This window comes from Acinetobacter sp. S-1, assembly GCF_059579785.1.
This window is the reverse complement of the sequence record NZ_CM184207.1, coordinates 515,475-541,757: the sequence shown is the minus strand read 5'-3', so window position 1 is coordinate 541,757 and position 26,283 is coordinate 515,475. Positions and strand designations below refer to the sequence as shown.

Genomic DNA, 26,283 nt, shown 5'->3' with positions numbered 1-26,283 from the left:
ATGCTATGATACAGCATAAGAGGTTTTGTTAAATTTTGGAGTGACGAAATGTCAGATAATGTTGGTTTCGCAGGTCAAATTGGTCCAGAACACGTTGGCCAAGTTGTAGAAAAAGGATTTAAATCTATTATTAATAACCGACCAGATATGGAAGGCGGCCCAGAACAACCTACAAGCGCTCAGATTGAAGAAGCAGCACGTCAAGTAGGCTTAGACTATGTTTATCAACCTGTTGTAGCTGGACAAATTACTGAACTAGATGTACGTACTTTTGCTAATCATTATAATGAATTGCCAAAACCTGTGCTGATGTTCTGCCGCACAGGAAACCGTTCAAACAACCTATATCAATTAGCAAAACAAATGGATTTATTAGACGACTAAGTTTAAAAAATTGGTACTCTTTAAAACCCTATTTTCTTCTTTAAAGTAGGGTTTTTTGATAAATTATTTTGCATATCTCTGCACGAACTCAACAGAACTAAAAATAATATTAATTTAGAGTATTTATATCTTTTGATTCATTTATTAATTTTCTATGAATAAATTTATTTTCGTTCTTTTAAGCTGTTTAATCATTAGCGCATGCTCCTCAATGCAAGTAAAACCTACTGTCGGGGTAACGATGGGTACACGCATTTAATCAGTTACCCTGCCTATAAACTTCATGAGCAACCTCATGAAATATATGTTATTTTATAAACCTAAAAAATTATTTTAAATAACTTATCATTTTAATGGGGATAATCATGAAACTTACTCAAGGAGTATGTGGAGTTACTTTGGCTGCTTTTTTGACAGCTTGTGGTGGGGGTAGCAATGATGGCTACTATAACCAAAATTCAAGTTCTGGCTCTACAACAACACCAACCGCACCATCAACAGATCAAGAGTTGGCTACTTCTGTTTTAAATAGTGTAAAGCAAGAAGGAAAATATTTGTTTGGCGCCTATGATCTCAACGATGAAAAGTTATCAAAAGGTTACATTGATCACGCACTAGACACCTTCGCTCAAGGTCCACTCAAGTTAACCTTAGATATTCGCAAAGTAGATCTTACCAAGTACTCCGACCACTATCGTGATAAATGCTTTATTAAAAGTACTACAGACTACCGCGCCTGCTATGTATTCAAAGGTGAAGAAATTAAAAGTTTACTCACTGGATATAGTGACTGGGACTTTGATATTACAGCAGAAGATTTAAAAAATATTAAACTGGCGAATGATAATACATCTCCGAATTTAGAGGACTATCAATCAAATACCAGAATTTATATTTTTCAAAATGAAAATAATGATAAGAACTTCCAAGATGTAACAATTACTGGAGCCTTTGCGTATCCATTCCAACAGTCATGGGGACTTGAACAAACTAAGCAAAAAAGATTCGTATTAATTAATTCAACAACAAGTGATTATAAAATCACTACATCGACTATTGTTCAAGATCCAGATACAGCTCAACCGACTGAAAAAGAAGTTACTACTGGTGCAATGAGTGTATATAAAGATAATACATCAACTGATGGTGATCTCTACGTAGTTCAGAGTGGTTCTGGTTTCAACGTACTTATTAATGATAACCCAAATGTTCCTTTTGCAGAGCCAATTTCATTTATTGTGAACTCTACTCCAGGCAATACGAACAATGCGACATATCAAGTGAAACTCAGTGGTAGTCAAGTATTGAGTTTACCAAGTATTACTGGCATTGAAGGAAGTCGCGTTGAGAATCAATCTCCAACAACGAATGCACAAAAATTTAATGGCAGTATTTATTTAGAAGGACCAAATATTTTCACTTTTAAACAGTCTCCGAATGGAACTACATTAAACTTTAAGCATGTCATTAATGGTATAAGTATTGAAGGTCAGTCTATTAATCAAAATGGGACTATTTCAACCACTTTAAAAACACCTTTTATGCAAAAATTTACATTTTAAAGCTAAATAATTAGAACCAAACCCTCTGTTCAAGAGGGTTTTTCTATATATTCTAAATATCTATTAAAATAGCTTAATGACAATGTTCGATATTATTATCATTGGCGCTGGTACTGCTGGTATTAGCGCATATAAAGAAGCCGTTAAACATACCAATAATATTTTAATTATAAATGATGGACCATGGGATACCACTTGTGCTCGTGTAGGTTGCATGCCAAGTAAAGTCCTCATCTCTACAGCAAACCGCATGTTTGACATTCAAAATGCTCAAGAAGTTGCTTTGGATGTGTCTGCAAAAATTAATACAGATCAAGTGATGCAGCATGTACAAACTTTACGTGATCGTTTTACACAAACAACATTAAAAGATGTAGAACAATGGCCTGCAGAACATAAAATTTCTGGTAAAGCACATTTTATTGATTCACAAACTATAGAAGTTAATGGGCAACAGTACCAATCAAAAAGTTTTATTCTTGCTGTCGGTTCAACTCCTAATTATGATCAAACCTGGAAGAAAGAACTTGGTAATCGGCTTATAACAACAGATCAAATATTTGAGTTAAAAACCCTACCTAAATCTATCGCTGTCATTGGAAGTGGGGTGATTGCCCTTGAGATTGCTCAAGCAATGCATCGTTTAGGTGTAGAAACTACAATCTTTGCTCGTAGTAAACGGATTGGAGTACTTACTAGTTCTAGGCTTCAACAACTTGCACAAATAGAGCTAGGCAAAGAGTTAAAAATTCTATTCGAAACTCTACCAAATGAAGTTAAATGCAGTGAAGAAAACGCTTTATTAACTTACCAACTTGATGAAACAGAGAAAACTCTCAAAGTTGAATATGTTTTAGCAGCAACAGGCCGTACAAGTTTAATTGATACTTTAAAACTAGAAAATATTGATAATTCTTTTAAAGATATTAAGTTATTATCTATAAATGCAAAAACCAAGCAGTTAGATACATATCCAATTTTTATTGTGGGTGATGCTTATACTTCAACATCACTGCAACATGAGGCGGCACATGAAGGGAAAAAAGTTGTTTATAACTGTTTGAATTACCCACAGGTTAATTCAGTTAAGACGCTTACTCCATTAGGAATTGTATTCAGTCATCCTGAAATGGCGACCGTCGGGCAAAGTTATAAACAACTAAAAGACAATGGTATAGACTTTATTACAGGTGAAGCCTCTTATGAACGGCAAGGAAGAGCTATAGTTCTTGGGAAAAACAGAGGTGCGATTGAGGTTTATATTGAGAAAGAAAGTCAAAAACTTCTTGGTGCTGAATTATTTACAGAAGCAACAGAACATATGGCTCATTTATTAAGCTGGATAATAGGTGAAGAATTGACTTTAAATGATATTCTAGAGAAGCCATTCTATCACCCTACTCTAGAAGAAGGTCTTCGCACTGCTTTAAAACATGCTCGCAGACAGTTGAAATAATCCATTTAGAAGAGCCTTTTATTAATCAAAATTGGCTCTTCTCTACTTCACATTGCTTTAATTAATTCATCTGATGGGAAATAACCGCAACTAATGAAGCATTCTTTTCAGATGAACTAGTATATATCCATGTCTCTAAAGGCTTCCCATTTTTAGAAATAATATAATTTGTTGTGGTCAAATTCTTATCTTTGAATACCTCTTTCTTATAAGTTAGCCCTGTAGATTCTGGAGGTAGCCAGCTTTCTAAATTCTTCTGAATTTCAGTTGAATTTCCTTTATTTATAAATAATAGACATACTCCTTTATCGAGTTGAGTAATAACAAATTTTCCTTTATAGAACTACAACTGAGTATTGTAGACAATATGAAGGAAAATATTTTAAATTCTGAAAATTTCATGATTAATACTCTTGTTATCATTTTAAATAATGTGATTTATATCATAATTCATTCTAAAGTTAGTCGGGGATTTAGGTTTTTTATCACAATAAAGAAACACCCCCATTCATTAGAACGGGGGTGTTTGGAATAATGAGCTGGCGATGACTTACTCTCACATGGGTAACCCCACACTACCATCAGCGCTAAGAGGTTTCACTTCTGAGTTCGGGAAGGGATCAGGTGGTTCACTCTTGCTATGGTCGCCAGCACAACTGGTATGGATACTTGCTTCGTTTTATTCACTGTGTGATACGTTGCGTTTTCCAAATCTTTACAGATGGGCTGATTGGTCTGATTTTTCGTTGTTCATTTTAGCTAGTAGTATAACTAAATCAAGTTGCTTTGCATGTTTATGAATCGATTGATGCTTCATATACAACTGCTTGGGTGTTGTATAGTCAAGCCTCACGAGCAATTAGTATTGGTCAGCTTCACATATCACTATGCTTCCACATCCAACCTATCAACGTCCTAGTCTCGAACGGCTCTTTAGAGGAATAAATTCCTAGGGAAATCTTATCTTGAGGTAGGCTTCCCGCTTAGATGCTTTCAGCGGTTATCCCTTCCGAACATAGCTACCCGGCGATGCGACTGGCGTCACAACCGGTACACCAGAGGTTCGTCCACTCTGGTCCTCTCGTACTAGGAGCAGATCCTCTCAAATTTCCAGCGCCCACGGTAGATAGGGACCGAACTGTCTCACGACGTTCTAAACCCAGCTCGCGTACCTCTTTAAATGGCGAACAGCCATACCCTTGGGACCTGCTTCAGCCCCAGGATGAGATGAGCCGACATCGAGGTGCCAAACACCGCCGTCGATATGAACTCTTGGGCGGTATCAGCCTGTTATCCCCAGAGTACCTTTTATCCGTTGAGCGATGGCCCTTCCATACAGAACCACCGGATCACTAAGACCTACTTTCGTACCTGCTCGACTTGTGGGTCTCGCAGTTAAGCGCGCTTTTGCCTTTATACTCTACGCGTGATTTCCGACCACGCTGAGCGCACCTTCGTACTCCTCCGTTACTCTTTAGGAGGAGACCGCCCCAGTCAAACTACCCACCAGACACGGTCCTCGTCCCGGATAACGGGACAGAGTTAGAACCTCAACATTACCAGGGTGGTATTTCAAGGACGGCTCCATTGGAACTAGCGTTCCAACTTCAAAGCCTCCCACCTATCCTACACAAGTAAGGTCAAAGTTCAGTGTCAAGCTGCAGTAAAGGTTCACGGGGTCTTTCCGTCTAGCCGCGGGTACACTGCATCTTCACAGCGATTTCGATTTCACTGAGCCTCTGCTGGAGACAGCGCCGCCATCATTATGCCATTCGTGCAGGTCGGAACTTACCCGACAAGGAATTTCGCTACCTTAGGACCGTTATAGTTACGGCCGCCGTTTACTGGGGCTTCGATCAAGAGCTTCGCTTACGCTAACCCCATCAATTAACCTTCCAGCACCGGGCAGGCATCACACCCTATACGTCCACTTTCGTGTTTGCAGAGTGCTATGTTTTTAATAAACAGTTGCAGCGGCCTGGTTTCTGCGGCTGTCGTCAGCTCAGGAAGCAAGTTCCATCACCAACAACAGCGTACCTTCTCCCGAAGTTACGGTACCATTTTGCCTAGTTCCTTCAGCAGAGTTCTCTCAAGCGCCTTGGTCTACTCGACCTGACCACCTGTGTCGGTTTCGGGTACGATTCCTGTGTAACTGAAGCTTAGAGACTTTTCCTGGAAGCATGGTATCAGCCACTTCACTGTACAAGTACAGCTTGCTATCGGATCTCAGTATAGAGTACCCCGGATTTGCCTAAGATACATACCTACATCCTTCCACCTGGACAACCAACGCCAGGCTGACTTAACCTTCTCCGTCCTCTCATCGCATTACACAGAAGTATTGGAATATTAACCAATTTCCCATCGACTACGCCTTTCGGCCTCGCCTTAGGGGTCGACTCACCCAGCCCCGATTAACGTTGGACTGGAACCCTTGGTCTTTCGGCGAACGGGTTTTTCACCCGTTTTGTCGTTACTCACGTCAGCATTCGCACTTCTGATACCTCCAGCATACTTCTCAATACACCTTCATCGGCTTACAGAACGCTCCCCTACCACTTGACTAATGTCAAATCCGCAGCTTCGGCACATAGTTTTAGCCCCGTTACATCTTCCGCGCAGGCCGACTCGACTAGTGAGCTATTACGCTTTCTTTAAAGGGTGGCTGCTTCTAAGCCAACCTCCTAGCTGTCTATGCCTTCCCACATCGTTTCCCACTTAACTATGATTTTGGGGCCTTAGCTGGCGGTCTGGATTGTTTTCCTCTTGACTACGGACGTTAGCACCCGCAGTCTGTCTCCCGGATAGTACTCATAGGTATTCGGAGTTTGCATCGGTTTGGTAAGTCGGGATGACCCCCTAGCCGAAACAGTGCTCTACCCCCTATGGTATTCGTCCGAGGCGCTACCTAAATAGCTTTCGGGGAGAACCAGCTATCACCAGGCTTGATTAGCCTTTCACCCCTATCCACAAGTCATCCCCTGGCTTTTCAACGACAGTGGGTTCGGTCCTCCAGTTAGTGTTACCCAACCTTCAACCTGCTCATGGATAGATCGCCTGGTTTCGGGTCTATACCCAGCAACTAAACGCCCTATTAAGACTCGATTTCTCTACGGCTCCCCTATACGGTTAACCTCGCTACTGAATATAAGTCGCTGACCCATTATACAAAAGGTACGCAGTCACACCACGAAGGTGCTCCCACTGCTTGTATGCATGCGGTTTCAGGATCTATTTCACTCCCCTCACAGGGGTTCTTTTCGCCTTTCCCTCACGGTACTGGTTCACTATCGGTCAGTCAGGAGTATTTAGCCTTGGAGGATGGTCCCCCCATATTCAGACAAGGTTTCACGTGCCTCGCCCTACTCGTCATCATTATGTGTGCCCTTTCGTGTACGGGAATATCACCCTCTACGTTCGCACTTCCCAGAGCGTTCCACTAAAACACACATAACTTAATGGGCTGATCCCCGTTCGCTCGCCGCTACTGAGGGAATCTCAATTGATTTCTTTTCCTAAGGGTACTGAGATGTTTCACTTCCCCTCGTTCGCCTTGCAACACTATGTATTCATGTTGCAATACCTACCTTAAAGTAGGTGGGTTCCCCCATTCAGAAATCTCCGGATCAAAGGATATTTGCCGCCTCCCCGGAGCTTTTCGCAGGCTATCACGTCTTTCATCGCCTCTGACTGCCAAGGCATCCACCACATGCACTTAATTACTTGACTATACAACCCCAAACAGTCGTCAACACCTACAAGTGAGTGTTGTCCGTGCGATTCTTCATCGCTACTATCTGTTGTCTGTGTACTTAAACACTGTACAGCTTCAATCTAAATTCATATACCAAAACGCTTGATTCAGTTAATTTGCTAGTTCTCAATTCATCTAGATTAATTGCTTAATCTAAACTCTTGAGTGAACAATTTATTTCAGACTCAATTTTGCCAATCTGTTAATGAATAAACACGCCTTCGTCAGGTCATGCTTAATACCGTGATACTTAAATCACAGAAGTTAATAAACCAAGACCGAAATCTCTATTTACTAATTTCTGTAATCCGAACTTATCTTAAGTTCTGGTGGAGACTAGGAGAGTCGAACTCCTGACCTCCTGCGTGCAAAGCAGGCGCTCTACCAACTAAGCTAAGTCCCCAGCTTACATCATCAGTCATGTATCTTTTATCTATAACTTCAACCAGTCAAAGTCATGGTGGGTCTGACAAGACTTGAACTTGTGACCCCACGCTTATCAAGCGTGTGCTCTAACCAACTGAGCTACAGACCCTCAGATACATCTATGAAGAACAACTTGTTGTGGATTCTTACCAATCGTCAATCTTTCGTTAAGGAGGTGATCCAGCCGCAGGTTCCCCTACGGCTACCTTGTTACGACTTCACCCCAGTCATCGGCCACACCGTGGTAACCGCCCTCTTTGCAGTTAGGCTAGCTACTTCTGGTGCAACAAACTCCCATGGTGTGACGGGCGGTGTGTACAAGGCCCGGGAACGTATTCACCGCGGCATTCTGATCCGCGATTACTAGCGATTCCGACTTCATGGAGTCGAGTTGCAGACTCCAATCCGGACTACGATCGGCTTTTTGAGATTAGCATCCTATCGCTAGGTAGCAACCCTTTGTACCGACCATTGTAGCACGTGTGTAGCCCTGGCCGTAAGGGCCATGATGACTTGACGTCGTCCCCGCCTTCCTCCAGTTTGTCACTGGCAGTATCCTTAAAGTTCCCGACATTACTCGCTGGCAAATAAGGAAAAGGGTTGCGCTCGTTGCGGGACTTAACCCAACATCTCACGACACGAGCTGACGACAGCCATGCAGCACCTGTATGTAAGTTCCCGAAGGCACCAATCCATCTCTGGAAAGTTCTTACTATGTCAAGGCCAGGTAAGGTTCTTCGCGTTGCATCGAATTAAACCACATGCTCCACCGCTTGTGCGGGCCCCCGTCAATTCATTTGAGTTTTAGTCTTGCGACCGTACTCCCCAGGCGGTCTACTTATCGCGTTAGCTGCGCCACTAAAGCCTCAAAGGCCCCAACGGCTAGTAGACATCGTTTACGGCATGGACTACCAGGGTATCTAATCCTGTTTGCTCCCCATGCTTTCGCACCTCAGCGTCAGTGTTAGGCCAGATGGCTGCCTTCGCCATCGGTATTCCTCCAGATCTCTACGCATTTCACCGCTACACCTGGAATTCTACCATCCTCTCCCACACTCTAGCTAACCAGTATCGAATGCAATTCCCAAGTTAAGCTCGGGGATTTCACATTTGACTTAATTAGCCGCCTACGCGCGCTTTACGCCCAGTAAATCCGATTAACGCTTGCACCCTCTGTATTACCGCGGCTGCTGGCACAGAGTTAGCCGGTGCTTATTCTGCGAGTAACGTCCACTATCTCTAGGTATTAACTAAAGTAGCCTCCTCCTCGCTTAAAGTGCTTTACAACCATAAGGCCTTCTTCACACACGCGGCATGGCTGGATCAGGCTTGCGCCCATTGTCCAATATTCCCCACTGCTGCCTCCCGTAGGAGTCTGGGCCGTGTCTCAGTCCCAGTGTGGCGGATCATCCTCTCAGACCCGCTACAGATCGTCGCCTTGGTAGGCCTTTACCCCACCAACTAGCTAATCCGACTTAGGCTCATCTATTAGCGCAAGGTCCGAAGATCCCCTGCTTTCTCCCGTAGGACGTATGCGGTATTAGCATTCCTTTCGAAATGTTGTCCCCCACTAATAGGCAGATTCCTAAGCATTACTCACCCGTCCGCCGCTAAGATCAGTAGCAAGCTACCTCTCTCCGCTCGACTTGCATGTGTTAAGCCTGCCGCCAGCGTTCAATCTGAGCCATGATCAAACTCTTCAGTTAAAATCATTTTGTACCTTATTTAAAGACAAGGTACCAATTCTGGCTCATCAATTACTGACTTAAATTTCGCTCAAATAAACTTCGAGTAATTTAAACCAATCAATCAATGAAAATTATTTCGATTAATCAATCAGTAAAAATCCACACAAGTTGTTCTTCAATTCTCTTAATGATCTTCTTCCTGGTTCGTCACCAGCAAGCTAGGTCGGCTATATTACTCTTAATCTCTTAAAAGTCAACAGGTAATTTCGATATTTTTAAAACTTATTCTCAAACCAACTTACCATCAAATTCATTACTTAAAGCAATCAACTTAATCACAAGTAACTGTTTTTCAACAAGTTTCTATCTGCATCACCGCCGATGGATGTGCATTATAGACCATCTCATCCCCTTTGCAACCCTTTTTTTAAATCAATATTATCAACTGGATACTTTTTAAGCTTTTTGGTCACTTTTAGATGAGATATTAAACTTTTTTTACGTTATCAACTTCATGTAGAATAGATTATTCGTGCAATAGTTTGGCATTAACTCACCATGTGGCAGTTCGCTAAAAAAGTATTTGTTTGCATACTTGTAGTACTTGCTACGAGTGGGCCTTGTTATGCCAATTCAAAACATAATTTCTATGTACTTACTTTATCTATTCTAAGCTACAGTAAGTGGGAGAATGTAAATACTCCTACTCTTTGTGTAATTGATAACCCTTCTATTACATCTACTTTTCAATCTTATATCCAGCAAATGTCTTATAATTATCGTGTTCAAACTGTAAATGCGAAAGATTTTGCTCGGTCACATTGTCAGGCTGTCTATTTTTCTAGTACCTCTCCACAGCAACAACAAAACCTTATTCAAAACTATCCTTATCATTCTTTACTTTCTTTAAGTATTAATAATTCAGAGTGCGAGATAGGAAGTATCTTTTGTTTATATACTCAGAATAATTACACTACCTTTAAAGTTAACTTAGATGCTTTAAGTCACTCCAAAGTCCATATTGATCCGAGAGTATTACTCTTGGCTAAGAATGCGGAGTAAGGATCATGATATCAAAGTTGTATCAGTCCACTTCACTACACGCATTATTTAGAAAGTCTCAATTTACTATTTTTGCTATTACTTTTTTTATTTGCTCTTTTACGTTTGTCTCAATTTCCGTTTTTACTATGGAAACTTATGCCAAACAGAATTTGCAATTGCTTAGTCATACTCTATTAGAGCGTATTCAGCCCGCAGTCGTGTTTAATGATAAAATTACAATAGAGCAGATTTTGAATGAGTACACGAATGATCATTCAATTCGTACTATTCATATTTATGATTCAGAACATCATCTGATCGCCCAAAGTTTTAAATTATCAAGTCAAACTTCAATTTTAGAAGGCTGGTTTGATCACTGGTTTTTAAATGAGCCTGTTCATCTTACAATTTATCATCACGAGCAAAATGTAGGTGAACTTACACTTTTTGGTAGCTCTGAAAAAATATTGCAGTTCCTAAAAATGATTATGGTAGGGCTTGCGATTGCAATGTTGTTTATTGTTTGCGCTTTATGGTGGTCAGTAAATCTAACTTATCGTCAAATTATGCAGGCTATTTACCCACTTACTAATATTGCTCAAATTGTAAGTGAACAAAAAGCTTATAATCTTCGCTTCCCTTACAACCGAATTAAAGAATTTCAAGATTTAAATACCGTTTTTAATGAGTTACTTGAAGAAATTCAAATATGGGATAATCAGCTGCAAAAGGAAAATCGTAAATTATCCTTTCAGGCTCATCACGACCAGCTCACCTTATTACCTAATAGACATTATTTTTACCAAATCCTTTTAGACATGTTTGAAGATAAAGGGTTTGATAATAAGTCTGCATTATTATTTATAGATAACAATAACTTCAAAGCAATTAATGACCAATTTGGCCATTTAGCTGGTGATGAAGTTTTAAAAGAAATGGCGAATCGCCTGCAAACTCGTTTGCGTCATCAAGATTTTATTGCACGGTTAGGCGGTGATGAATTTGCTGTCATTTTGCATTCCATTAGTCATGCTGATCATTTAATATCTATTGCTGAAAATTTACTCGAAAGTTGTAAAGAACCTTTGCATCTAAATGGTCAAACCATTTACTTCAGTTTCAGTGTAGGTATTGCTTTATCACAATTTGCATCTAGCCCCGAAGATTTCATTATGCAAGCAGATCAAGCAATGTATAAGGCTAAAAATTCGGATGAACACTGGTTTATCTATAAACCTGAAAATTAAATTTAGGCTAATCTATGAATACAAGATCTTTAAAACTCTCTTTTATTGCATTGCTATGCATTACTCTTGCAGGGTGCCTGAGTTTTGGTCCATTAAAATATCGTCAAGTAAAATTGCTCAAAAAAGAAGGTTTCGTTCTTACTGATGAAGGCTGGACTTTAGGTTTACCAGAACGCTTATTATTTGACTTTAATAATGCGCAGTTAAAACAAAGTCATGAAGCTGAGTTAGTACGTCTGGCAAATCAACTGAATAAATATGACCTGAATAAATTGAAAATTGTTGGTCATACTGATGATGTTGGTGATGCTACATATAACCAAAAGTTATCTGAAGAGCGTGCTCAAAGTGTGGCAAACCTTTTCTTAACACGTGGATTTAAAAAAGAAAACATCTACGTAATTGGTCGTGGTTCAACACAACCTTATGTGCCAAATACAACCAATGAAAACCGTGCGATTAACCGACGTGTTGCGATTGTCGTTATTCCATAAGTAAATTTAATTCATAAAAAAGCCAATCCTCTGTGATTGGCTTTTTTACTTTAAACTAGCTCAATAATATCAATGGTTGGTGGCACTCTGAAACGCAAAGGAATTCCAACCATTCCTGTGCCAACGGTAACAAAGACATCCGCATGCTCATGAGAGTAGAAACCGCGCTTATGACCTAAAATTGATACTTTTTTCATAATATAGTTAGTCAACCATGGAAGCTCAACCTGCCCTCCATGTGTATGCCCAGATAACATTAATGGTCGATTCGGTAATTTAGGTACCATATCTACCGTATCGGGGTTATGAGATAAAATTAACCAAGGCTTGTCTTGCGGTAAATCTGGCATAGAACGCATATCGGTTTTGCCTGCCCAGAGGTCACCAATACCAATCAAACGAAATTCTTCAAAATCAACAATCTTACCTTCGATATCAACAACTTCATTATAAAATAGGGCATCTTTTAATAGTTGCTGAATTGGTGGGCCAGGATATTGCTCATCATGATTTCCAGGAACCGAATATACAGGTGCCTGAATTTCTTTTAAAACTCTTAACTCTTCAATCAATCTGTCTTCCGGCTCATATGTCCAATCACCAGCGACTACCACTAAATCAGGTTGCTGTTCATTTAATTTTCTAACTATGGTTTTGAGCTGACGTTCATGCCCTGAAAATAAACCAATATGTAAATCTGCAATTAAGGCTACTTTTACTGGCTTATCAAAACTACGATCTGGGTTTAAGCGATATTGATGAGTATCGACACGCACTAAATGAGGTTCGATAAATCGGGCGTAAATTAACACGCCACTTAAGAAAAAGATGAAAATACCTTGATGAATTGAGTAGTAACCAATCCAAGCAGCATATAAATTAAAAAACCAGAGAGGAATAAGTAGATAAGAGAGATAAAATGCGAGTAGATGTACAAAAGCTTTAAATGGATGAATCGTCTCGGTTCGTGATTGATGAATCCAAGCCTCAGAAATTCCCCATAGAGCAAGTATTGAAAAAATAAAGTAAAAACAAAAAATGATTGAATTTGGATTCCACATTACGACTCTCGACTTATCTTATATTGATTGCTAGTAATCAAATTCAATATTTATCTTTCAATATGCACGAATTATACTCTAGCTCACCTTATCGTATGTACTGATTATGGCACAATCCTTTCCTTCCAAACAGCTTCAAACGAATCAACAAGCTAAAGGCTTTTTGATAAAAGCCTCTATAGTCCTATGTTCAAGTTTTGCTGTGGGTTTGACAGGATGTAGTACTCTGCCAAAACATGGTGTTGAGCCAGTACAATATGCAAAAGATATTGATACCTCTGAGACTTCACTTGCCAAAATTATTACACCTTTACGCCAGCAAAATCCAAAGTTAACGGGTTTCCATGTTCTAAATGATCCTCTGGAGGCTCTCGCGGCTCGACTTAGATTAATTGATAAAGCCGAAAAGACTTTAGATTTACAATATTACATTTGGGACAACGACAAAGTTGGTGCTTTAGCCTTACACGCGATTATTCGTGCAGCTGATCGAGGTGTAAAAGTCCGACTTCTTATTGATGACAATAATGCAAAAAAAATGGAAGGGATTTTACTGGCCCTTTCTCAGCATAAAAATATTGAAGTTAAGCTTTTTAATCCCTACCGTTTCCGCAAATACCGTGCGATGGATATGGTGCTGGATTTAAAACGTATTAATCGTCGTATGCACAATAAAAGCTTTATTGCCGACAATGAGGTTGCCCTTATTGGCGGGCGCAACATGACCAATCAATATTACAATGTAAGCGATAGCTATCAGTTTTCTGATGTCGATGTAATGTTGGTAGGCGCTGCTGTTGATGATATCGTAAATTCGTTTGATGATTACTGGAATCATGAATATGCATATTCGGTTCAAAGTATCGTAAGTCCTGAGCAGCACCGTTTACGCTATGAAGGCTTAAAAGAACAACTTGAAGCACACTATCAACAAGCTACCGTTCAAAACTTTTTAAACTTAACCGCAAAATCTCATGCATTTGATCAATGGCTAAATCACAATATTCAATTCGATTGGGTCAAAGCAGAAGTCGTAAAAGACTCACCTGATAAGATCAAATCGAAAGCTAAGAAAGAAGAACACCTCAATTTCCAACTAATTAATCATTTGGAAAAACCAGAAAGTAACGTTGACTTAATCTCTGCTTATTTTATTCCTGAAAAACAAGGTGCCAAGATTTTAAGCACGCTTGCCAAAGAAGGTGTTGAGGTTCGAGTTTTAACGAACTCTTTCAAAGCGAATGACGTTGCTGTTGTACATGCCTTTTATGGAAAATACCGTAAAGAACTGCTTAAAAACGGCGTACAACTTTATGAATTTTTACCAACACCAGATAAAAGAGATTTAAATAAAAATACAGATGAGCTTGCCACTAAAGCTAAAGTAAATATGAAAGGTTTAAGCCGATCAAGTTTGCATACTAAACTTATGGCATTAGATGAGCAGGTTTTTATTGGTTCATTTAACTTTGATCCGCGCTCAGCTTACTTAAATACTGAAATTGGTGTGATTTTAGATAGCCCATCACTGGCTAAGACGATTCACCATACAATGGATGAAAATTTAAATAAGTATGCTTATAAATTAAAGCTCGACACTAACAATCATATTTACTGGCAGCAAGAAACTCCAAATGGTCCTGTAATTTATAGACAGGAACCTGAGATGAAATGGTGGCAAAAAGCAGGCATGAAATTTCTTTCATGGCTGCCACTTGAAGGATTTATGTAATTAGTTTCTTGGCTTAAGTACTTTCTGATGTAGTTGGGCCAAACCTTCCACCATTTTTTCTTGAACTTCGCGCGTTAAACTTTTGACGTCATGCCCTTCCACTGAAATAGGAGGCAAAGTTAACAGATGAGCTGTTACTTTAGGCATTTCAAGTACGCGTTGAATATGTTCGGCAAATGTCATGTCACCAATGAATGGCGCAACTGTATCTAATTGTCCCTCGCGATTTACATAACAAATCAAACAAACCTGTACTGGACGCTGTGCTTCAATCGCTGCTCCTAGTAATCGTCCATGTACTTTTTTAACAGAATGCCCATCTGTAGTTGTGGCTTCAGGGAAAAATAATACTGGAATATTCTGTTTTAAAAATTCAGCAATTTGCTCACGAATTCTGACGGAATCGCCAGATCCACGCTTAATAAATAACGTTCCACCACTTTTGGCTAAATTTCCAAGAATAGGCCAATTTTCAATTTCAGCTTTAGCCAGAAAGAAAACTCGTGCACCAGAACCTAGAACTGCAACATCTAGCCAAGAAATATGATTACTTACCCATAAAGCTGGTTCTCTAGGAATTGTGCCATGCACTTCTATATCTAAATTGAAAACCTGACATAAACGGCGGCAAAAGTATTGGACATAACGTGTATTAACAGGATTATTAGGATCTTTATAAAGCCCATGTCGATAAACTAGATAAAAACCTTCACTAATTGCGGCCGTGGCAGAAGTGACCTTTTTTCCGTATAAACCTATTTTTGATAATTTCTTTAACGTTGAATTAACTATACTTTGCGTTTGAGCCATAAAATTTCACTAACGATTAATCATTGTTATACCCATCTCAAGTCATTCTATACGTTTCGTAATAAACTTGCATTGACGTTAGAGAACGGCAAATAAAATAAATCTAAACACTAGACTAATCTCATATAACTAATCTAAAGGATAAGAACAAACGCTTTCCCCTTTTGCTTAAGTTTCCTCTAGAATAAAGTTTTCCCATTTTCAGGATTTATAGCCACGTGGAATATGTTGATCGGCATCAAGGCGGTGAACGCACAATCTTAGTGAGTGTTTCTGTACAATTATTAGATGATCTGGATGCCGAAGAGTTTGCTCTACTTGCACAGTCTGCTGGTGCAGATATCCTTGAACATATTAAGGTTCAGCGTAATAAGCCTAATCCTAAATTTTTTATTGGCTCCGGAAAAGTCGAAGAAATTGCAGAGCAAGTTCAGGAGCTAGAAGCGAGTCTGGTTATCTTTGACCATGCGTTATCACCTGCTCAAGAACGAAATTTAGAAAGAATATTAAAATGCCGAGTTATTGACCGCACAGGCTTAATTTTAGATATTTTTGCGCTGCGTGCCCGTACGCATGAAGGTAAGTTACAAGTCGAACTTGCTCAGCTTAAACATTTATCTACTCGTCTTATTCGTGGTTGGTCTGCCGACTTTGAACAACAAAAAGGTGGTATCGGCTTACGTGGTCCCGGTGAAACACAACTAGAGACAGATCGCCGTCTCATTCGTGTTCGTATTACCCAATTAAAAGATAAATTAGACAAAGTACAACAGACTCGTATGCAAGGGCGTGCAGCAAGACAAAAAGCAGCTATTCCAACGGTTTCATTAGTAGGTTATACCAACGCTGGTAAATCGACTTTATTTAATATTTTAGCTAATAGTGATGTCTACGCAGCTGATCAACTATTTGCAACACTCGATCCAACCCTACGCCGTTTAGACTGGGATGGTATCGGTACTGTTGTGCTAGCAGATACAGTAGGTTTTGTACGAAACTTACAGCATGATTTGGTTGAATCATTTAAAGCAACACTTGAAGAAACGCTAGAAGCGACCCTTTTACTACATGTTATTGATAGTAGTAGCCATGACATGCTTGACCAAATTGAAGCGGTTGAAGGCGTATTAAAAGACATTGGTGCTGATGCTCCCGTACTTCGGGTGTACAACAAAATTGATCTAAGTGGTGAAGAGGCCAAAATTATTTATGCTGAGCCACACGTCCCAGATCGAGTTTATGTTTCAGCTCATTCTGGTCAAGGTCTAGAGTTGCTCCAAAAAGCAGTACAAGAATGCTTAATGGGCCAAATTCAAAAGTTTTCACTCGTGCTTAAGCCTGCTTATGGCAAATTACGTACTCAACTTTATGCCTTAAATGTTATTGAGTCTGAACATTATGATGATGCAGGCTTATTACATATTGATGTGAAGATTGCGCCACATAAGTTAGAAAAGCTGATTCGCCAAGCAAAGCTTCCATTGGATGAAATCTTAGGAGAACACGCAAGACAATTTAAGCGCCCCTTGGAAGAGTTTGAAATCAAGGGCGATATCAGTTAAAACTTGATAAGTAAACTTTTAGAGATAAAAAATATGGATAAGATCAAAAGTATAGACTGGACAGCATGGGTAATTACATTACTACTCATTATTGGTTTTCGTGAAGGCTCTGTCGTTGTCATGCGTGCTTTTGGTCATCCAGAATTAGGTAATCTGGTCGGTTTAATCAGCTTACTTATTATTTTACTGATTTGGAGAAAGTTTAAAAAAATTCCACTTCGAATAGTAGATACCAATAATAAAATCATGAAAGAAAGTGGATTCGCGTTTTTACCTATCTGTGCAGGTTCATTAATTATGCTCGTACATATGGGTAAAGAAATTCCATTATTTCTTTTTGTTTTAGTGGTCAGTACCCTTATACCTTTGTGGGTCTATGCAAAAATGGCAAAACGTTGGTTATAAGGAGAATAAAATGTTTACGATTTTCTACGGATTTTTGATCACACTCATTGGTTATCTGTGTGCAAAGCCTTTAAACCGACGTTTCCCGCAAGTTCCACTTTTAGTTTTCGGCATGTTCATTGTAATTGGCTTACTTTCAGTTTTGCATGTGCCATATGAGCAGTATCGTCTTTATGTGAATGACTTATTTGGCCATCTATTAGGTTATGTCACTGTAGCCTTAGCCATTCCTTTAGCTGCAATGCGTTACGATGATCTTCCAATTAAATCGGTCATTGGTATTTTACTTTTTGCAAGTATTAGCGCCGTTGCTCTACCTATGGGGCTGGCTTACTTGTTACATATGTCTGAACCCACCATTCTTGCATTTGCTACCCGTGCAGTAACTACTCCAATTGCTCTGAACATCGCAACTTTATTACATGCTCCTGAAACACTCGTAACCCTTATTGTTATTTTGTCTGGGGTAATTGGCGCAGCATTCTCACCATTCTTACTTAAACATATTCATGATGAGAGAGCATCAGGTTTAGCCTTAGGTTTAGCTGCACACGCCATTGGAACAGCTCAAGCTTGGCAACGTGGACCTGTCGCAGGTCGTTATGCTGCATTTGGTATGGCATTGAATGGCGTATTTACTGCAATTTGGCTACCAACATTAATGTTATCTTTTGGAACACCATAATTAAGAAGTTGGTTAAATAAACATTGAACGGTCTATCAATTCCAAATAAGATGACCTTTCAAAGTTAAAAGGATTTTTAATTATGGGGAAAATTTTTATTGGAGCTCTGCTCTTATTGGGGATTAATACTGCTACATTCGCAGCAGATATTACAGGTCTCTGGCAAACAATTGATGATAAGACAGGTGCTCCTAAAGCACAGGTAGAAATACGAAAAGAAGCGAACGGGACATATGCCGGGAAAATTATCAAAGTAACGCCACGCCCAGGTTATACGCCTAAAGAAATTTGTGATAATTGTCCTGTGCCATATACCAATAAACCGATTTTAGGTCTGGATATCGCAACTGGTTTAAAACAGGTAGATGGACTTAACTATACGGGTGGTAAAATTTTAGATCCGAATACTGGCAAAGTTTACGGTCTTAAGGCGAAGCTTAGCTCAACTGGCAAACGCTTACATATGCGCGGTTATCTCGGAGTTTCAGCTTTAGGGCGTAATCAAATCTGGATTCGAGTAGAATAAGAGTTCCCAATAAAAAAGCCGCTTATGCGGCTTTTTTACTTTCACACGGGCACAACTCTCGTCTTGCGCTCGTGAAAAGCATGGCTTTTCCTATACTTGTACAGGATTTTCGACAGCAAAGATTTCTTTGTCTTCAAGGCGATAAGCCATTAACTTTCGTCCCCATACACAGCCGCCATCAATATTCTGGATCTGCTCATTAATAGTTCTACCTTCTAGCGCAGCCCAATGACCAAAAATAATCTGATGAGTCTGAGCAGCTTTGCTTGGAAATTCAAACCAAGGTAGATAGCCTTCTGGCATTGGCGCATCTAGAGCATCTTTAAAAGTAAACTCTAAAGCCCCTTCTGCGTTGGTTAAACGCATGCGAGTCAAATAATTGGTAATACAACGTAAACGCGCTGAACCAGTTAGGTTATCTTCCCACAAATCTGGTTTAGAACCATACATTTCTGCTAAAAAAGCATCCAAGACAGATAAATCTTGATGTGACAGTACCGCCTCAACTTCTTTTGCCAGCTTAGCAGTTTTTTGTGCATCCCAAATGCAAGGAATACCTGCATGAGTAAGGATGGTGTGCTCGTTTGGCAATAAACATAATGGCTGTTTACGTAACCAATCGATTAACTCATCACCATCAATCGCATCAATAACGTCTTGAGTACGATCTTTTGCTTTAATCTCTTTTAAACCACGTGCACCTGCAATTAAAGTCAGGTCATGATTTCCAAGTACAGTTGCAGCAGCCCCACGATCAGCAAGCTTTTTAATAAAACGTAATGCCCCTACCGAGTTTTCACCACGCGCGACTAAATCACCAGCAAACCATAAAAAGTCTTGATCTGGATCAAAACGTATTTCTTTAAGTAAGGCTTTTAGAGCTTCAAAGCACCCCTGCACATCGCCAATAACATAGTTAAAACGCTTAGTCATTTACGCCACCATTTGATCGGCTAAAGCAACAAATTGGGCAAGTGTTAAGGTCTCTGGACGAGCCATTGGATCAACACCAGCTTTTTCAAAGCCATCTTCTGCAATCATACCTTTAAGACTGTTTCTTAATGTTTTGCGGCGCTGAGTAAATACATGGGCAACCAGTCGAGCTAAAGCTTTTTCATCTTTTGCTGTAATTGGCTTTTGATCATAAGGAACAAGGCGGAAAACAGCACTCGTTACTTTAGGTGGCGGGTTAAATGCACCAGCTGGCACTTCAAATAAAAATGTTGGTTGACAGTAATACTGAATCATTACCGACAAGCGTCCATATTCTTTTGTATTCGGTTCAGCAGTAATACGGTCAACCACCTCTTTTTGGAGCATAAAGTGCATATCTTTAACTTTGCTGCCAAATTCCAAGAGATGAAAAAGTAATGGGGTTGAAATGTTATAAGGTAAGTTACCGACTACACGTAATGGTCGGCCATCTTTTACCAGTTCGCTAAAGTCATATTTTAATGCGTCAGCTTCTATAATCGTCAAACGTTCAGGATGTGGAACACGTTCTGGTAGCCCAGCAGCTAAGTCACGATCTAGCTCCACTACTGTTAATTCATCACATTCCCCAATTAAAGGAGATGTTAAGGCAGCTAAACCAGGTCCAATCTCGACAATATTGTCGCCTGTACGCGGACTTACAGAGCGCACAATTTTGGCAATGACTCGTTGATCATGTAAGAAGTTTTGACCAAAACGTTTACGAGCTTTATGCCCTTCATCTTTCGGGTTTAGGGCATTAATTTGATACATAGAACATTTCCAACATGAAAAATTTAGCTCGCTGCTAAAGATAAAGCTAAATCAACAGCGACATTTAAACTTGAGCTTTTTGCCAAACCAGTCCCAGCCAAAGACAACGCAGTGCCATGGTCAACCGAAGTTCGAATGAAAGGCAAACCCAATGTAATATTGATGGCTTCACCAAACCCTTGTGATTTTAACACAGGTAAACCTTGATCATGGTACATGGCAAGTACAGCATCTGCATTTTTAAGATGTTCTGGAGTAAACAAGGTATCTGCCGGCAAGCTTAAACTCATTTTAAACCCTTGCGCTCGATAACTTTCGAGTACTGGATTAATGGTTTCAATCTCTTCACGGCCCAAATAACCATCTTCACCTGCATGAGGATTTAAACCACACACGAGTACACGTGGGTCTGTAATCTTAAATTTAGTTTTTAAGTCATGCAGTAAAATATCAATGACCTGATGCAATCGCTCTTTGGTAATTGCATCCGCTACATCTCTTAAGGGTAAATGTGTAGTTGCTAAGGCGACACGCAAGGTTTTGGTTGCAAGCATCATTACGACACGCTCTACACCTGCAAACTCTTGATAGTATTCAGTGTGACCACTAAACAAAATACCAGCATCATTAATAACCGATTTTTGCACGGGTGCCGTGGCTACTCCCACACTTTTAGCTGACATTGCATAATCTGCTGAACGACGCAGTTGTTCTAATACGTAGGCTGCATTAGCTGGGTTTAATTGACCATCAATAACAGCTGCTTCTAAAGGCACATGTTCTATATAGAGTTCATTCAGAGATGATGACTCAGGCTGTCCGGTATATTCTATAAATTGAATATCGATCCCAAGTTTTTGGGCACGTTGCTCTAATAAGTCTCGGTCACCCAAGATAACAACAGGGCGTTCATCAACCCGCTTAGCCAAGCTCAAACAAATATCTGGACCAATACCAGCCGGCTCACCGGAAGTGACATATAATGGCAGCACAATCACTCCAGACACATAACAAGAATTTGTTTGATTTTAACATATCTAACATTTATCAGTTTATGGATTAAATTATATGGCTTAAACTGGATTTTTCTTGTGAGTTTGGACAAACTCGTTTAGAATGCTCGCTCCTTTTGTTTGGACAGATTCCATAGTCCAAACCAACTATAATAGGTAGTGGTTTAATGAAAACTCTCAGCGCTAAGCCAGCTGAAGTTCAACATGACTGGTATGTTGTTGATGCTTCTGGCAAAACTTTAGGTCGCCTTGCGACTGAAATCGCTCGTCGTTTACGCGGTAAGCACAAAACTTCTTATACTCCTCACGTTGACACTGGCGATTACATCGTTGTGATTAATGCTGAACAAGTTCAAGTGACTGGTAAAAAATCACTTGATAAGAAATATTATCGCCATACTGGTTTCCCTGGTGGTATCCGTGAGACTAACTTCGAGAAGTTAATTGCTCACAAACCTGAAGCTGTTCTTGAAAAAGCGGTTAAAGGCATGTTACCAAAAGGTCCTCTTGGTTATGCAATGATCAAAAAAATGAAAGTGTACGCTGGTACTGAGCATCCGCATGCTGCTCAACAGCCACAAGTTTTGGACATCTAAGGGATACAGCACATGGCTACTAATTATGGTACAGGTCGCCGTAAGACCGCAACTGCACGTGTTTTCTTGTCAGCTGGTACAGGTAAACTCGTTATTAACAACCGTACTTTAGAGCAATATTTCGGTCGTGAAACTGCTCGTATGGTTGTTCGTCAACCTTTAGAACTTTTAGAAGTTACTGAAAAGTTTGACCTTTACATCACTGTTAAAGGTGGTGGTATCGGTGGTCAAGCTGGCGCGATCCGTCACGGTATTACTCGTGCGCTTATCGCTGCTGACGAAACTTTAAAACCTGTTCTACGTCAAGCTGGTTTCGTTACTCGTGATGCTCGTGAAGTTGAACGTAAGAAACTTGGTTTACGTAAAGCTCGTAAGCGTCCTCAATTCTCTAAACGTTAATTCGTTTATCGAGTTGGACAAAAAGCCTTGGATTTTTCCAAGGCTTTTTTATTATGAAAATAGAGCCACAAAATGCAAACTTATAAATATAAACAAACTATCTCTTTAGAACCGTGATTTCCTAGAGCATTTTTAGTATCCTAATCGATTCACTCAACCACGTCGTCTTGTGATATGTCGGTCGAAAACACCTCTATTCAGGGGATTACCCTTTACAGTCATGCTGATGATTTCCGTTCTCACTGGATTCGTTTCTTATTAGCAGAAAAACAAATCAAATATCAATTGATCATAACTGACCATGAAGACGAAGATTTAGCCAGCTTAAATCCTTACAACCAATTACCGATGTTGGTCGAACAAAATCTTAAATTATTTTCAGCGCCTATCATCGCTGAATATTTAGATGATCGTTATCGTCAAAGTAAGCTTTATGCTGATGCACCTATGATGCGTGCGGAACAGCGTCAGTATATCTGGAGACTTGAAAACGACTGGTTTAAGTTAGCAGATCACATGTTAAAACATGCTGACTCACTAAATGTCGAACAAAAGCAAAAAGCTCAAAAAGAACTACGTGAAACATTAATTTCACTTACTCCCCTATTTCAGCATTTTCCGTATTTCATGTCTGAGAATTTTACAATCTTAGACTGCATGCTTGCCCCTATCTTTTTAAGATTAAATAGCATGGGAATTGATTTACCAAAACAGCACTGTCGACCTATATTTTTGTACTGTAAACGTATCTTTGAACGGCCTTCTTTTGCTAAATCAATGACGCCTCAAGAGAAAAACCGTTACAATGAACTATTAAATATGGAATAGCGTGATATGTCTGAGCAAACTATTGATTTAACCCCTACACGTCCTTATCTTGCTCGTGCAATCTATGAATGGATTTGTGATAACCAGCTTACTCCTTATCTATTAGTTGATGCGACACAACCGTATACCGACGTTCCGCAACAATTTGTTAAAGATGGGCAAATTGTTCTAAATATTGTGCCCCATGCAGTTCATCAATTGCTTATTACCAATGAAGCTATTACTTTTTCAGCTCGTTTTGGCGGAGCATCAAAAGACATTTATGTTCCTATTCAAGCAGTTTTAGGGATTTATGCACGAGAAAATGGACAAGGTTTATTCTTTGATCCTGAAGAATATGCCAATGTAACACCTGTAGAAAATACAGTAGAGTCAGAAGTACAAGAAGCAACTGAAACAACATCGACTAAGAAAAAACCATCGTTAAGAATTTTAGATTAAATTTAGAGGAAGAAAGCATGGCATTTGATTTAGTCCAATACTTTGCTGAGCAGATAAAAATTCAAAAGCCTCAGCTTTTAAATCAATATCCAGTTAATGAAAAAAATAAACTGATTGATGAGGTGAATATTCTTACGCTTGGAAAACTGATTAGTTTATGGCGTCAGAATGATAATAAGATTTATCAAGAAATCAAAACCTCAGATCCACTTTATATTCAAGAAGTTGCTCGTCATTTAACGACTTCTAAACATAATCAGTCGACTTTAAAAAATTCAGAACTAGAACAGAGTATTTCTGAAATTTTAACTTTGCAGTTAGCAGAACTTAATCAGCTCGATGAAACAGGTGGTTTTGGGCATAATGGCTTAAAAGAATTAATTTTAGGTCAGATTGAACATTTATCAGGTCAAGCTGAAGATTGGGTTTGGTCAACAAACCACCTAAATGAATTAATTGGTTCTAAACCTGTGGAACAAGAAGAGCTATCATTGGATACAACAATGAAGGAGTTCAACCAAATGGTTCACCAAGCCCAACCTCATCATGATGACGTGCATATTGAAGAACAAGCTGCTGAAATTTCTGTACCTACATGGTCAAAGATTGTTGCCCCTGTAGTTGCTTTAGCAATTTTGGGCTATCTCTACTGTATTTATACACAGCTCGTTTAATTTAATTTTTATATAAAAAAAGGGGAGTTCATTATTCCCCTTTTTATGATTAAAATTAGAATATTTTATTTTTCAATATTTTATTAACATTCTATTACAATTGTTTTATTCAGATTTTAAAATATATAATGTAAAACTCAGCACAATATTAAAAGTATAATGTAAAAATAATCTTATAATATTTTTTATAATCTGACATTTTCTGTCACTTATTTCCCAAAATAACAATTTCTCTATTTCTTTGATTTATTGACTTCAAATTAAGCAGAAATATAATGAATTTCAACTACTTTTAGGAAAAAGTAGTAAATATAATTTTAGAATCCTGAGAGATAAAAACATGGCTAAACTTTCTTTAGATAGCTTAACTGAAATTGATGGTTTTATTGCATCTGCACTTGTTGATTCAGAAAGTGGTTTATCACTTGCAACTCAAGGTGGTGGGGAAATTGATTTAGAATTGGCGGCTGCCGGCAATACAGAAGTAATCCGCGCAAAACGAAACATCGCCAATGCTTTAAAATTAAATGACAATATTGAAGACATCTTAATTACATTAGGTAAGGCTTACCATTTAATTAGACCTCTAGAAAGTAATAATAATTTATTCCTTTACTTAGTCCTTGACCGAAGTAAGTCAAATTTAGCAATGGCTCGCCACGAGTTAAAGTCATTTGAAAAAGAGTTAGACTTTAGCTAATTAATCTAAGATGTGCTTTTTATACCTATTATAAAGAGCACATTAAAACCCCTCTCTTATTCAATAAAATTTAATGTGATACTATGGATAGGCATTGCATAAATATTGCAACCTCTGGTTTAAGCTTAAAAGTTTCGGATGAATTAAAAACTTTAATTAGAAACTTAATATCTAATCAGTATGATATTAATTGGGTTAATATTTCTAATATTCATATTGATCTATTATTAATTAACGAAAACTTTTTTGATTCAGATAGTATTCAAAATATTCTTCAAAAGAAAAAATGTCCTTATTTAAAAATTAGTAAAACTCCCTCAAAAAATGGATATCAAGTTGATGAACACACCCTGCATCTGCCACTAGAAAAAGTAGAGTCTTTACTTAACTGGATAGAAATAAACTTATTATTGTATTTGAACAAAAAAAATACTGCTGTAGTTTCAGATTTATCAAATGAGCCACTGTTGATTGATGATAAGTTTATAAGGAATTTACACAGTCCAGAAAATGCCAGACTACATATTTTTGATGATAAAGGTACTCTAGCCATTATTGATAATAGAACTCAAATCGCTTGGTTAGAGCCATCACGCCAACATACGCAAACCAATCAAAGCTTTGATTTTACTTTTGCTAATACTTCAGACTTCACTAAGGTTTCGCGTAAAAAAGATTATTATTTACAGGACTGGCTATGGAATCTGATTTGGAATTCAAACAATTTTGAAAATCTAGCCTCGAAGGATAGCTATTTTAAAATTGATCATTGGCCACAGCCCTATCAAAAAGAATATAGAAAAGTGAGCCTACAACTCTCTGCATGCTTTATACAGGGAGCTAAAATTACTGATGTGGCTAACCAGCTTAACTTATCAATTGATGATGTCTTACGCTTCGTTACAGCTTGCTTAATGGCAAATAATGGAAAATTTATTTCTGCAAGCAAATGCACTTACACGCCAAATTCGTACTTAGAGAATTCAAATACAGAGAATCATTTTTTTAAAAATTTTATAGGGAAAATTAGACGGCGATTTGGTCTTTAAG

23 protein-coding genes, 2 tRNA genes, 3 rRNA genes and 1 pseudogene are annotated in these 26,283 nt (G+C 38.9%); 18 read left to right on the top strand and 11 right to left on the bottom strand.

The window, feature by feature from the left end:
* The first annotated feature begins 48 nt into the window (after positions 1-48).
* The 3 genes from AC52J8_RS02690 (at position 49) to AC52J8_RS02680 (ending at position 3,402) form a co-directional block, all read left to right on the top strand.
* The gene (locus tag AC52J8_RS02690) at positions 49-384 is read left to right on the top strand and encodes a protein tyrosine phosphatase family protein (protein ID WP_002116083.1); all 336 of its coding nucleotides are present in this window, start codon (positions 49-51) and stop codon (positions 382-384) included.
* A gap of 365 nt (positions 385-749) precedes the next feature.
* Positions 750-1,946: a hypothetical protein gene (locus AC52J8_RS02685; protein WP_086399623.1), complete on the top strand. Its 1,197-nt coding sequence runs from the start codon at positions 750-752 to the stop codon at positions 1,944-1,946.
* An 82-nt stretch (positions 1,947-2,028) separates the two neighbouring features.
* Positions 2,029-3,402: a dihydrolipoyl dehydrogenase gene (locus AC52J8_RS02680; protein WP_086399622.1), complete on the top strand. Its 1,374-nt coding sequence runs from the start codon at positions 2,029-2,031 to the stop codon at positions 3,400-3,402.
* A 61-nt stretch (positions 3,403-3,463) separates the two neighbouring features.
* Here the strand turns inward: AC52J8_RS02680 and AC52J8_RS02675 are convergent.
* The 6 genes and pseudogenes from AC52J8_RS02675 to AC52J8_RS02650 form a co-directional block, all read right to left on the bottom strand.
* Positions 3,464-3,739: pseudogene (locus AC52J8_RS02675) on the bottom strand (NMCC_0638 family (lipo)protein); the annotation flags it as partial.
* A 200-nt stretch (positions 3,740-3,939) separates the two neighbouring features.
* Positions 3,940-4,054: ribosomal RNA gene (rrf, locus tag AC52J8_RS02670) — 5S ribosomal RNA — on the bottom strand.
* Positions 4,055-4,240: 186 nt separating this feature from the next.
* Positions 4,241-7,131: ribosomal RNA gene (locus tag AC52J8_RS02665) — 23S ribosomal RNA — on the bottom strand.
* Between the two features lie 352 nt (positions 7,132-7,483).
* Positions 7,484-7,559: transfer RNA gene (locus AC52J8_RS02660), tRNA-Ala, on the bottom strand.
* 55 nt (positions 7,560-7,614) lie between these two features.
* Positions 7,615-7,691: transfer RNA gene (locus AC52J8_RS02655), tRNA-Ile, on the bottom strand.
* A 59-nt stretch (positions 7,692-7,750) separates the two neighbouring features.
* Positions 7,751-9,288, bottom strand: a 16S ribosomal RNA gene (locus AC52J8_RS02650).
* Together the 16S, 23S and 5S rRNA genes with 2 tRNA genes alongside form the textbook arrangement of a ribosomal RNA operon.
* Positions 9,289-9,828: 540 nt before the next feature.
* On the opposite strand from AC52J8_RS02650, the gene yfiR reads away from it, so the two are divergent.
* From yfiR to yfiB, 3 genes are read left to right on the top strand one after another with little or no spacing between them, the layout of a single operon-like run.
* On the top strand, positions 9,829-10,332 hold the full coding sequence (gene yfiR, locus AC52J8_RS02645) for a regulatory sequestration protein YfiR (RefSeq protein WP_002117836.1): 504 nt from the start codon (positions 9,829-9,831) through the stop codon (positions 10,330-10,332).
* A gap of 5 nt (positions 10,333-10,337) precedes the next feature.
* Positions 10,338-11,561: a diguanylate cyclase DgcN/YfiN gene (dgcN, locus tag AC52J8_RS02640; RefSeq protein ID WP_005065229.1), complete on the top strand. Its 1,224-nt coding sequence runs from the start codon at positions 10,338-10,340 to the stop codon at positions 11,559-11,561.
* Positions 11,562-11,575: 14 nt separating this feature from the next.
* On the top strand, positions 11,576-12,055 hold the full coding sequence (gene yfiB, locus AC52J8_RS02635; protein ID WP_002117846.1) for an outer membrane lipoprotein YfiB: 480 nt from the start codon (positions 11,576-11,578) through the stop codon (positions 12,053-12,055).
* A 50-nt stretch (positions 12,056-12,105) separates the two neighbouring features.
* Here yfiB and AC52J8_RS02630 read toward each other — a convergent pair whose 3' ends face one another.
* Entirely contained in the window at positions 12,106-13,116 is a 1,011-nt protein-coding gene (locus AC52J8_RS02630) for a metallophosphoesterase (RefSeq protein ID WP_005804928.1), read from the bottom strand.
* A gap of 106 nt (positions 13,117-13,222) precedes the next feature.
* Between AC52J8_RS02630 and AC52J8_RS02625 the strand changes: the two genes are divergently transcribed.
* Positions 13,223-14,848, top strand: a complete 1,626-nt coding sequence (locus AC52J8_RS02625; RefSeq protein WP_002117884.1) for a phospholipase D family protein — start codon at positions 13,223-13,225, stop codon at positions 14,846-14,848.
* On the opposite strand, the gene AC52J8_RS02620 is transcribed toward AC52J8_RS02625, so the two are convergent.
* Entirely contained in the window at positions 14,849-15,658 is an 810-nt protein-coding gene (locus AC52J8_RS02620) for a lysophospholipid acyltransferase family protein (protein WP_086400390.1), read from the bottom strand.
* 218 nt (positions 15,659-15,876) lie between these two features.
* Here AC52J8_RS02620 and hflX point away from each other — a divergent pair, with 218 nt between their 5' ends.
* The 4 genes from hflX (at position 15,877) to AC52J8_RS02600 (ending at position 18,836) form a co-directional block, all read left to right on the top strand.
* Positions 15,877-17,220 carry a ribosome rescue GTPase HflX gene (gene hflX, locus AC52J8_RS02615; protein ID WP_005065235.1) on the top strand — a complete coding sequence of 448 codons (1,344 nt, stop codon included), beginning with the start codon at positions 15,877-15,879 and terminating at the stop codon, positions 17,218-17,220.
* Positions 17,221-17,253: 33 nt separating this feature from the next.
* Entirely contained in the window at positions 17,254-17,625 is a 372-nt protein-coding gene (locus AC52J8_RS02610; RefSeq protein ID WP_002117849.1) for a hypothetical protein, read from the top strand.
* Between the two features lie 10 nt (positions 17,626-17,635).
* Positions 17,636-18,310 (top strand): LrgB family protein, encoded by a 675-nt coding sequence (locus AC52J8_RS02605; RefSeq protein WP_005804924.1) that lies wholly within the window; start codon positions 17,636-17,638, stop codon positions 18,308-18,310.
* Positions 18,311-18,392: 82 nt separating this feature from the next.
* Positions 18,393-18,836, top strand: a complete 444-nt coding sequence (locus tag AC52J8_RS02600) for a DUF2147 domain-containing protein (protein ID WP_032053203.1) — start codon at positions 18,393-18,395, stop codon at positions 18,834-18,836.
* A 90-nt stretch (positions 18,837-18,926) separates the two neighbouring features.
* Here the strand turns inward: AC52J8_RS02600 and AC52J8_RS02595 are convergent, their stop codons facing one another.
* Genes AC52J8_RS02595 through pdxA form a run of 3 tightly spaced genes read right to left on the bottom strand, consistent with a single transcriptional unit; the run spans position 18,927 to position 21,589 of the window.
* A complete protein-coding gene (locus tag AC52J8_RS02595; RefSeq protein ID WP_086400389.1) occupies positions 18,927-19,769 on the bottom strand; it encodes a symmetrical bis(5'-nucleosyl)-tetraphosphatase in 843 nt (280 codons plus the stop codon).
* Positions 19,770-20,582 carry a 16S rRNA (adenine(1518)-N(6)/adenine(1519)-N(6))-dimethyltransferase RsmA gene (rsmA, locus tag AC52J8_RS02590; RefSeq protein WP_086400388.1) on the bottom strand — a complete coding sequence of 271 codons (813 nt, stop codon included), beginning with the start codon at positions 20,580-20,582 and terminating at the stop codon, positions 19,770-19,772.
* Positions 20,583-20,605: 23 nt separating this feature from the next.
* Entirely contained in the window at positions 20,606-21,589 is a 984-nt protein-coding gene (gene pdxA / locus AC52J8_RS02585; RefSeq protein ID WP_086400387.1) for a 4-hydroxythreonine-4-phosphate dehydrogenase PdxA, read from the bottom strand.
* A gap of 173 nt (positions 21,590-21,762) precedes the next feature.
* Between pdxA and rplM the strand changes: the two genes are divergently transcribed.
* The 7 genes from rplM to AC52J8_RS02550 all read left to right on the top strand — a co-directional run bounded on the left by rplM (position 21,763) and on the right by AC52J8_RS02550 (position 26,282).
* A complete protein-coding gene (gene rplM, locus AC52J8_RS02580) occupies positions 21,763-22,191 on the top strand; it encodes a 50S ribosomal protein L13 (RefSeq protein ID WP_002117832.1) in 429 nt (142 codons plus the stop codon).
* A gap of 12 nt (positions 22,192-22,203) precedes the next feature.
* Positions 22,204-22,590, top strand: coding sequence for a 30S ribosomal protein S9 (gene rpsI, locus AC52J8_RS02575; RefSeq protein ID WP_002048725.1), 387 nt, complete (start codon positions 22,204-22,206; stop codon positions 22,588-22,590).
* A gap of 174 nt (positions 22,591-22,764) precedes the next feature.
* The gene (locus tag AC52J8_RS02570; RefSeq protein ID WP_005065247.1) at positions 22,765-23,418 is read left to right on the top strand and encodes a glutathione S-transferase N-terminal domain-containing protein; all 654 of its coding nucleotides are present in this window, start codon (positions 22,765-22,767) and stop codon (positions 23,416-23,418) included.
* A 6-nt stretch (positions 23,419-23,424) separates the two neighbouring features.
* Positions 23,425-23,859 carry a ClpXP protease specificity-enhancing factor gene (locus tag AC52J8_RS02565; RefSeq protein WP_005804921.1) on the top strand — a complete coding sequence of 145 codons (435 nt, stop codon included), beginning with the start codon at positions 23,425-23,427 and terminating at the stop codon, positions 23,857-23,859.
* A 17-nt stretch (positions 23,860-23,876) separates the two neighbouring features.
* Positions 23,877-24,533: a hypothetical protein gene (locus AC52J8_RS02560; protein WP_005065252.1), complete on the top strand. Its 657-nt coding sequence runs from the start codon at positions 23,877-23,879 to the stop codon at positions 24,531-24,533.
* A 340-nt stretch (positions 24,534-24,873) separates the two neighbouring features.
* On the top strand, positions 24,874-25,233 hold the full coding sequence (locus AC52J8_RS02555) for a roadblock/LC7 domain-containing protein (protein ID WP_003656109.1): 360 nt from the start codon (positions 24,874-24,876) through the stop codon (positions 25,231-25,233).
* 83 nt (positions 25,234-25,316) lie between these two features.
* On the top strand, positions 25,317-26,282 hold the full coding sequence (locus AC52J8_RS02550; protein WP_086400386.1) for a hypothetical protein: 966 nt from the start codon (positions 25,317-25,319) through the stop codon (positions 26,280-26,282).
* Position 26,283 lies beyond the last annotated feature (1 nt).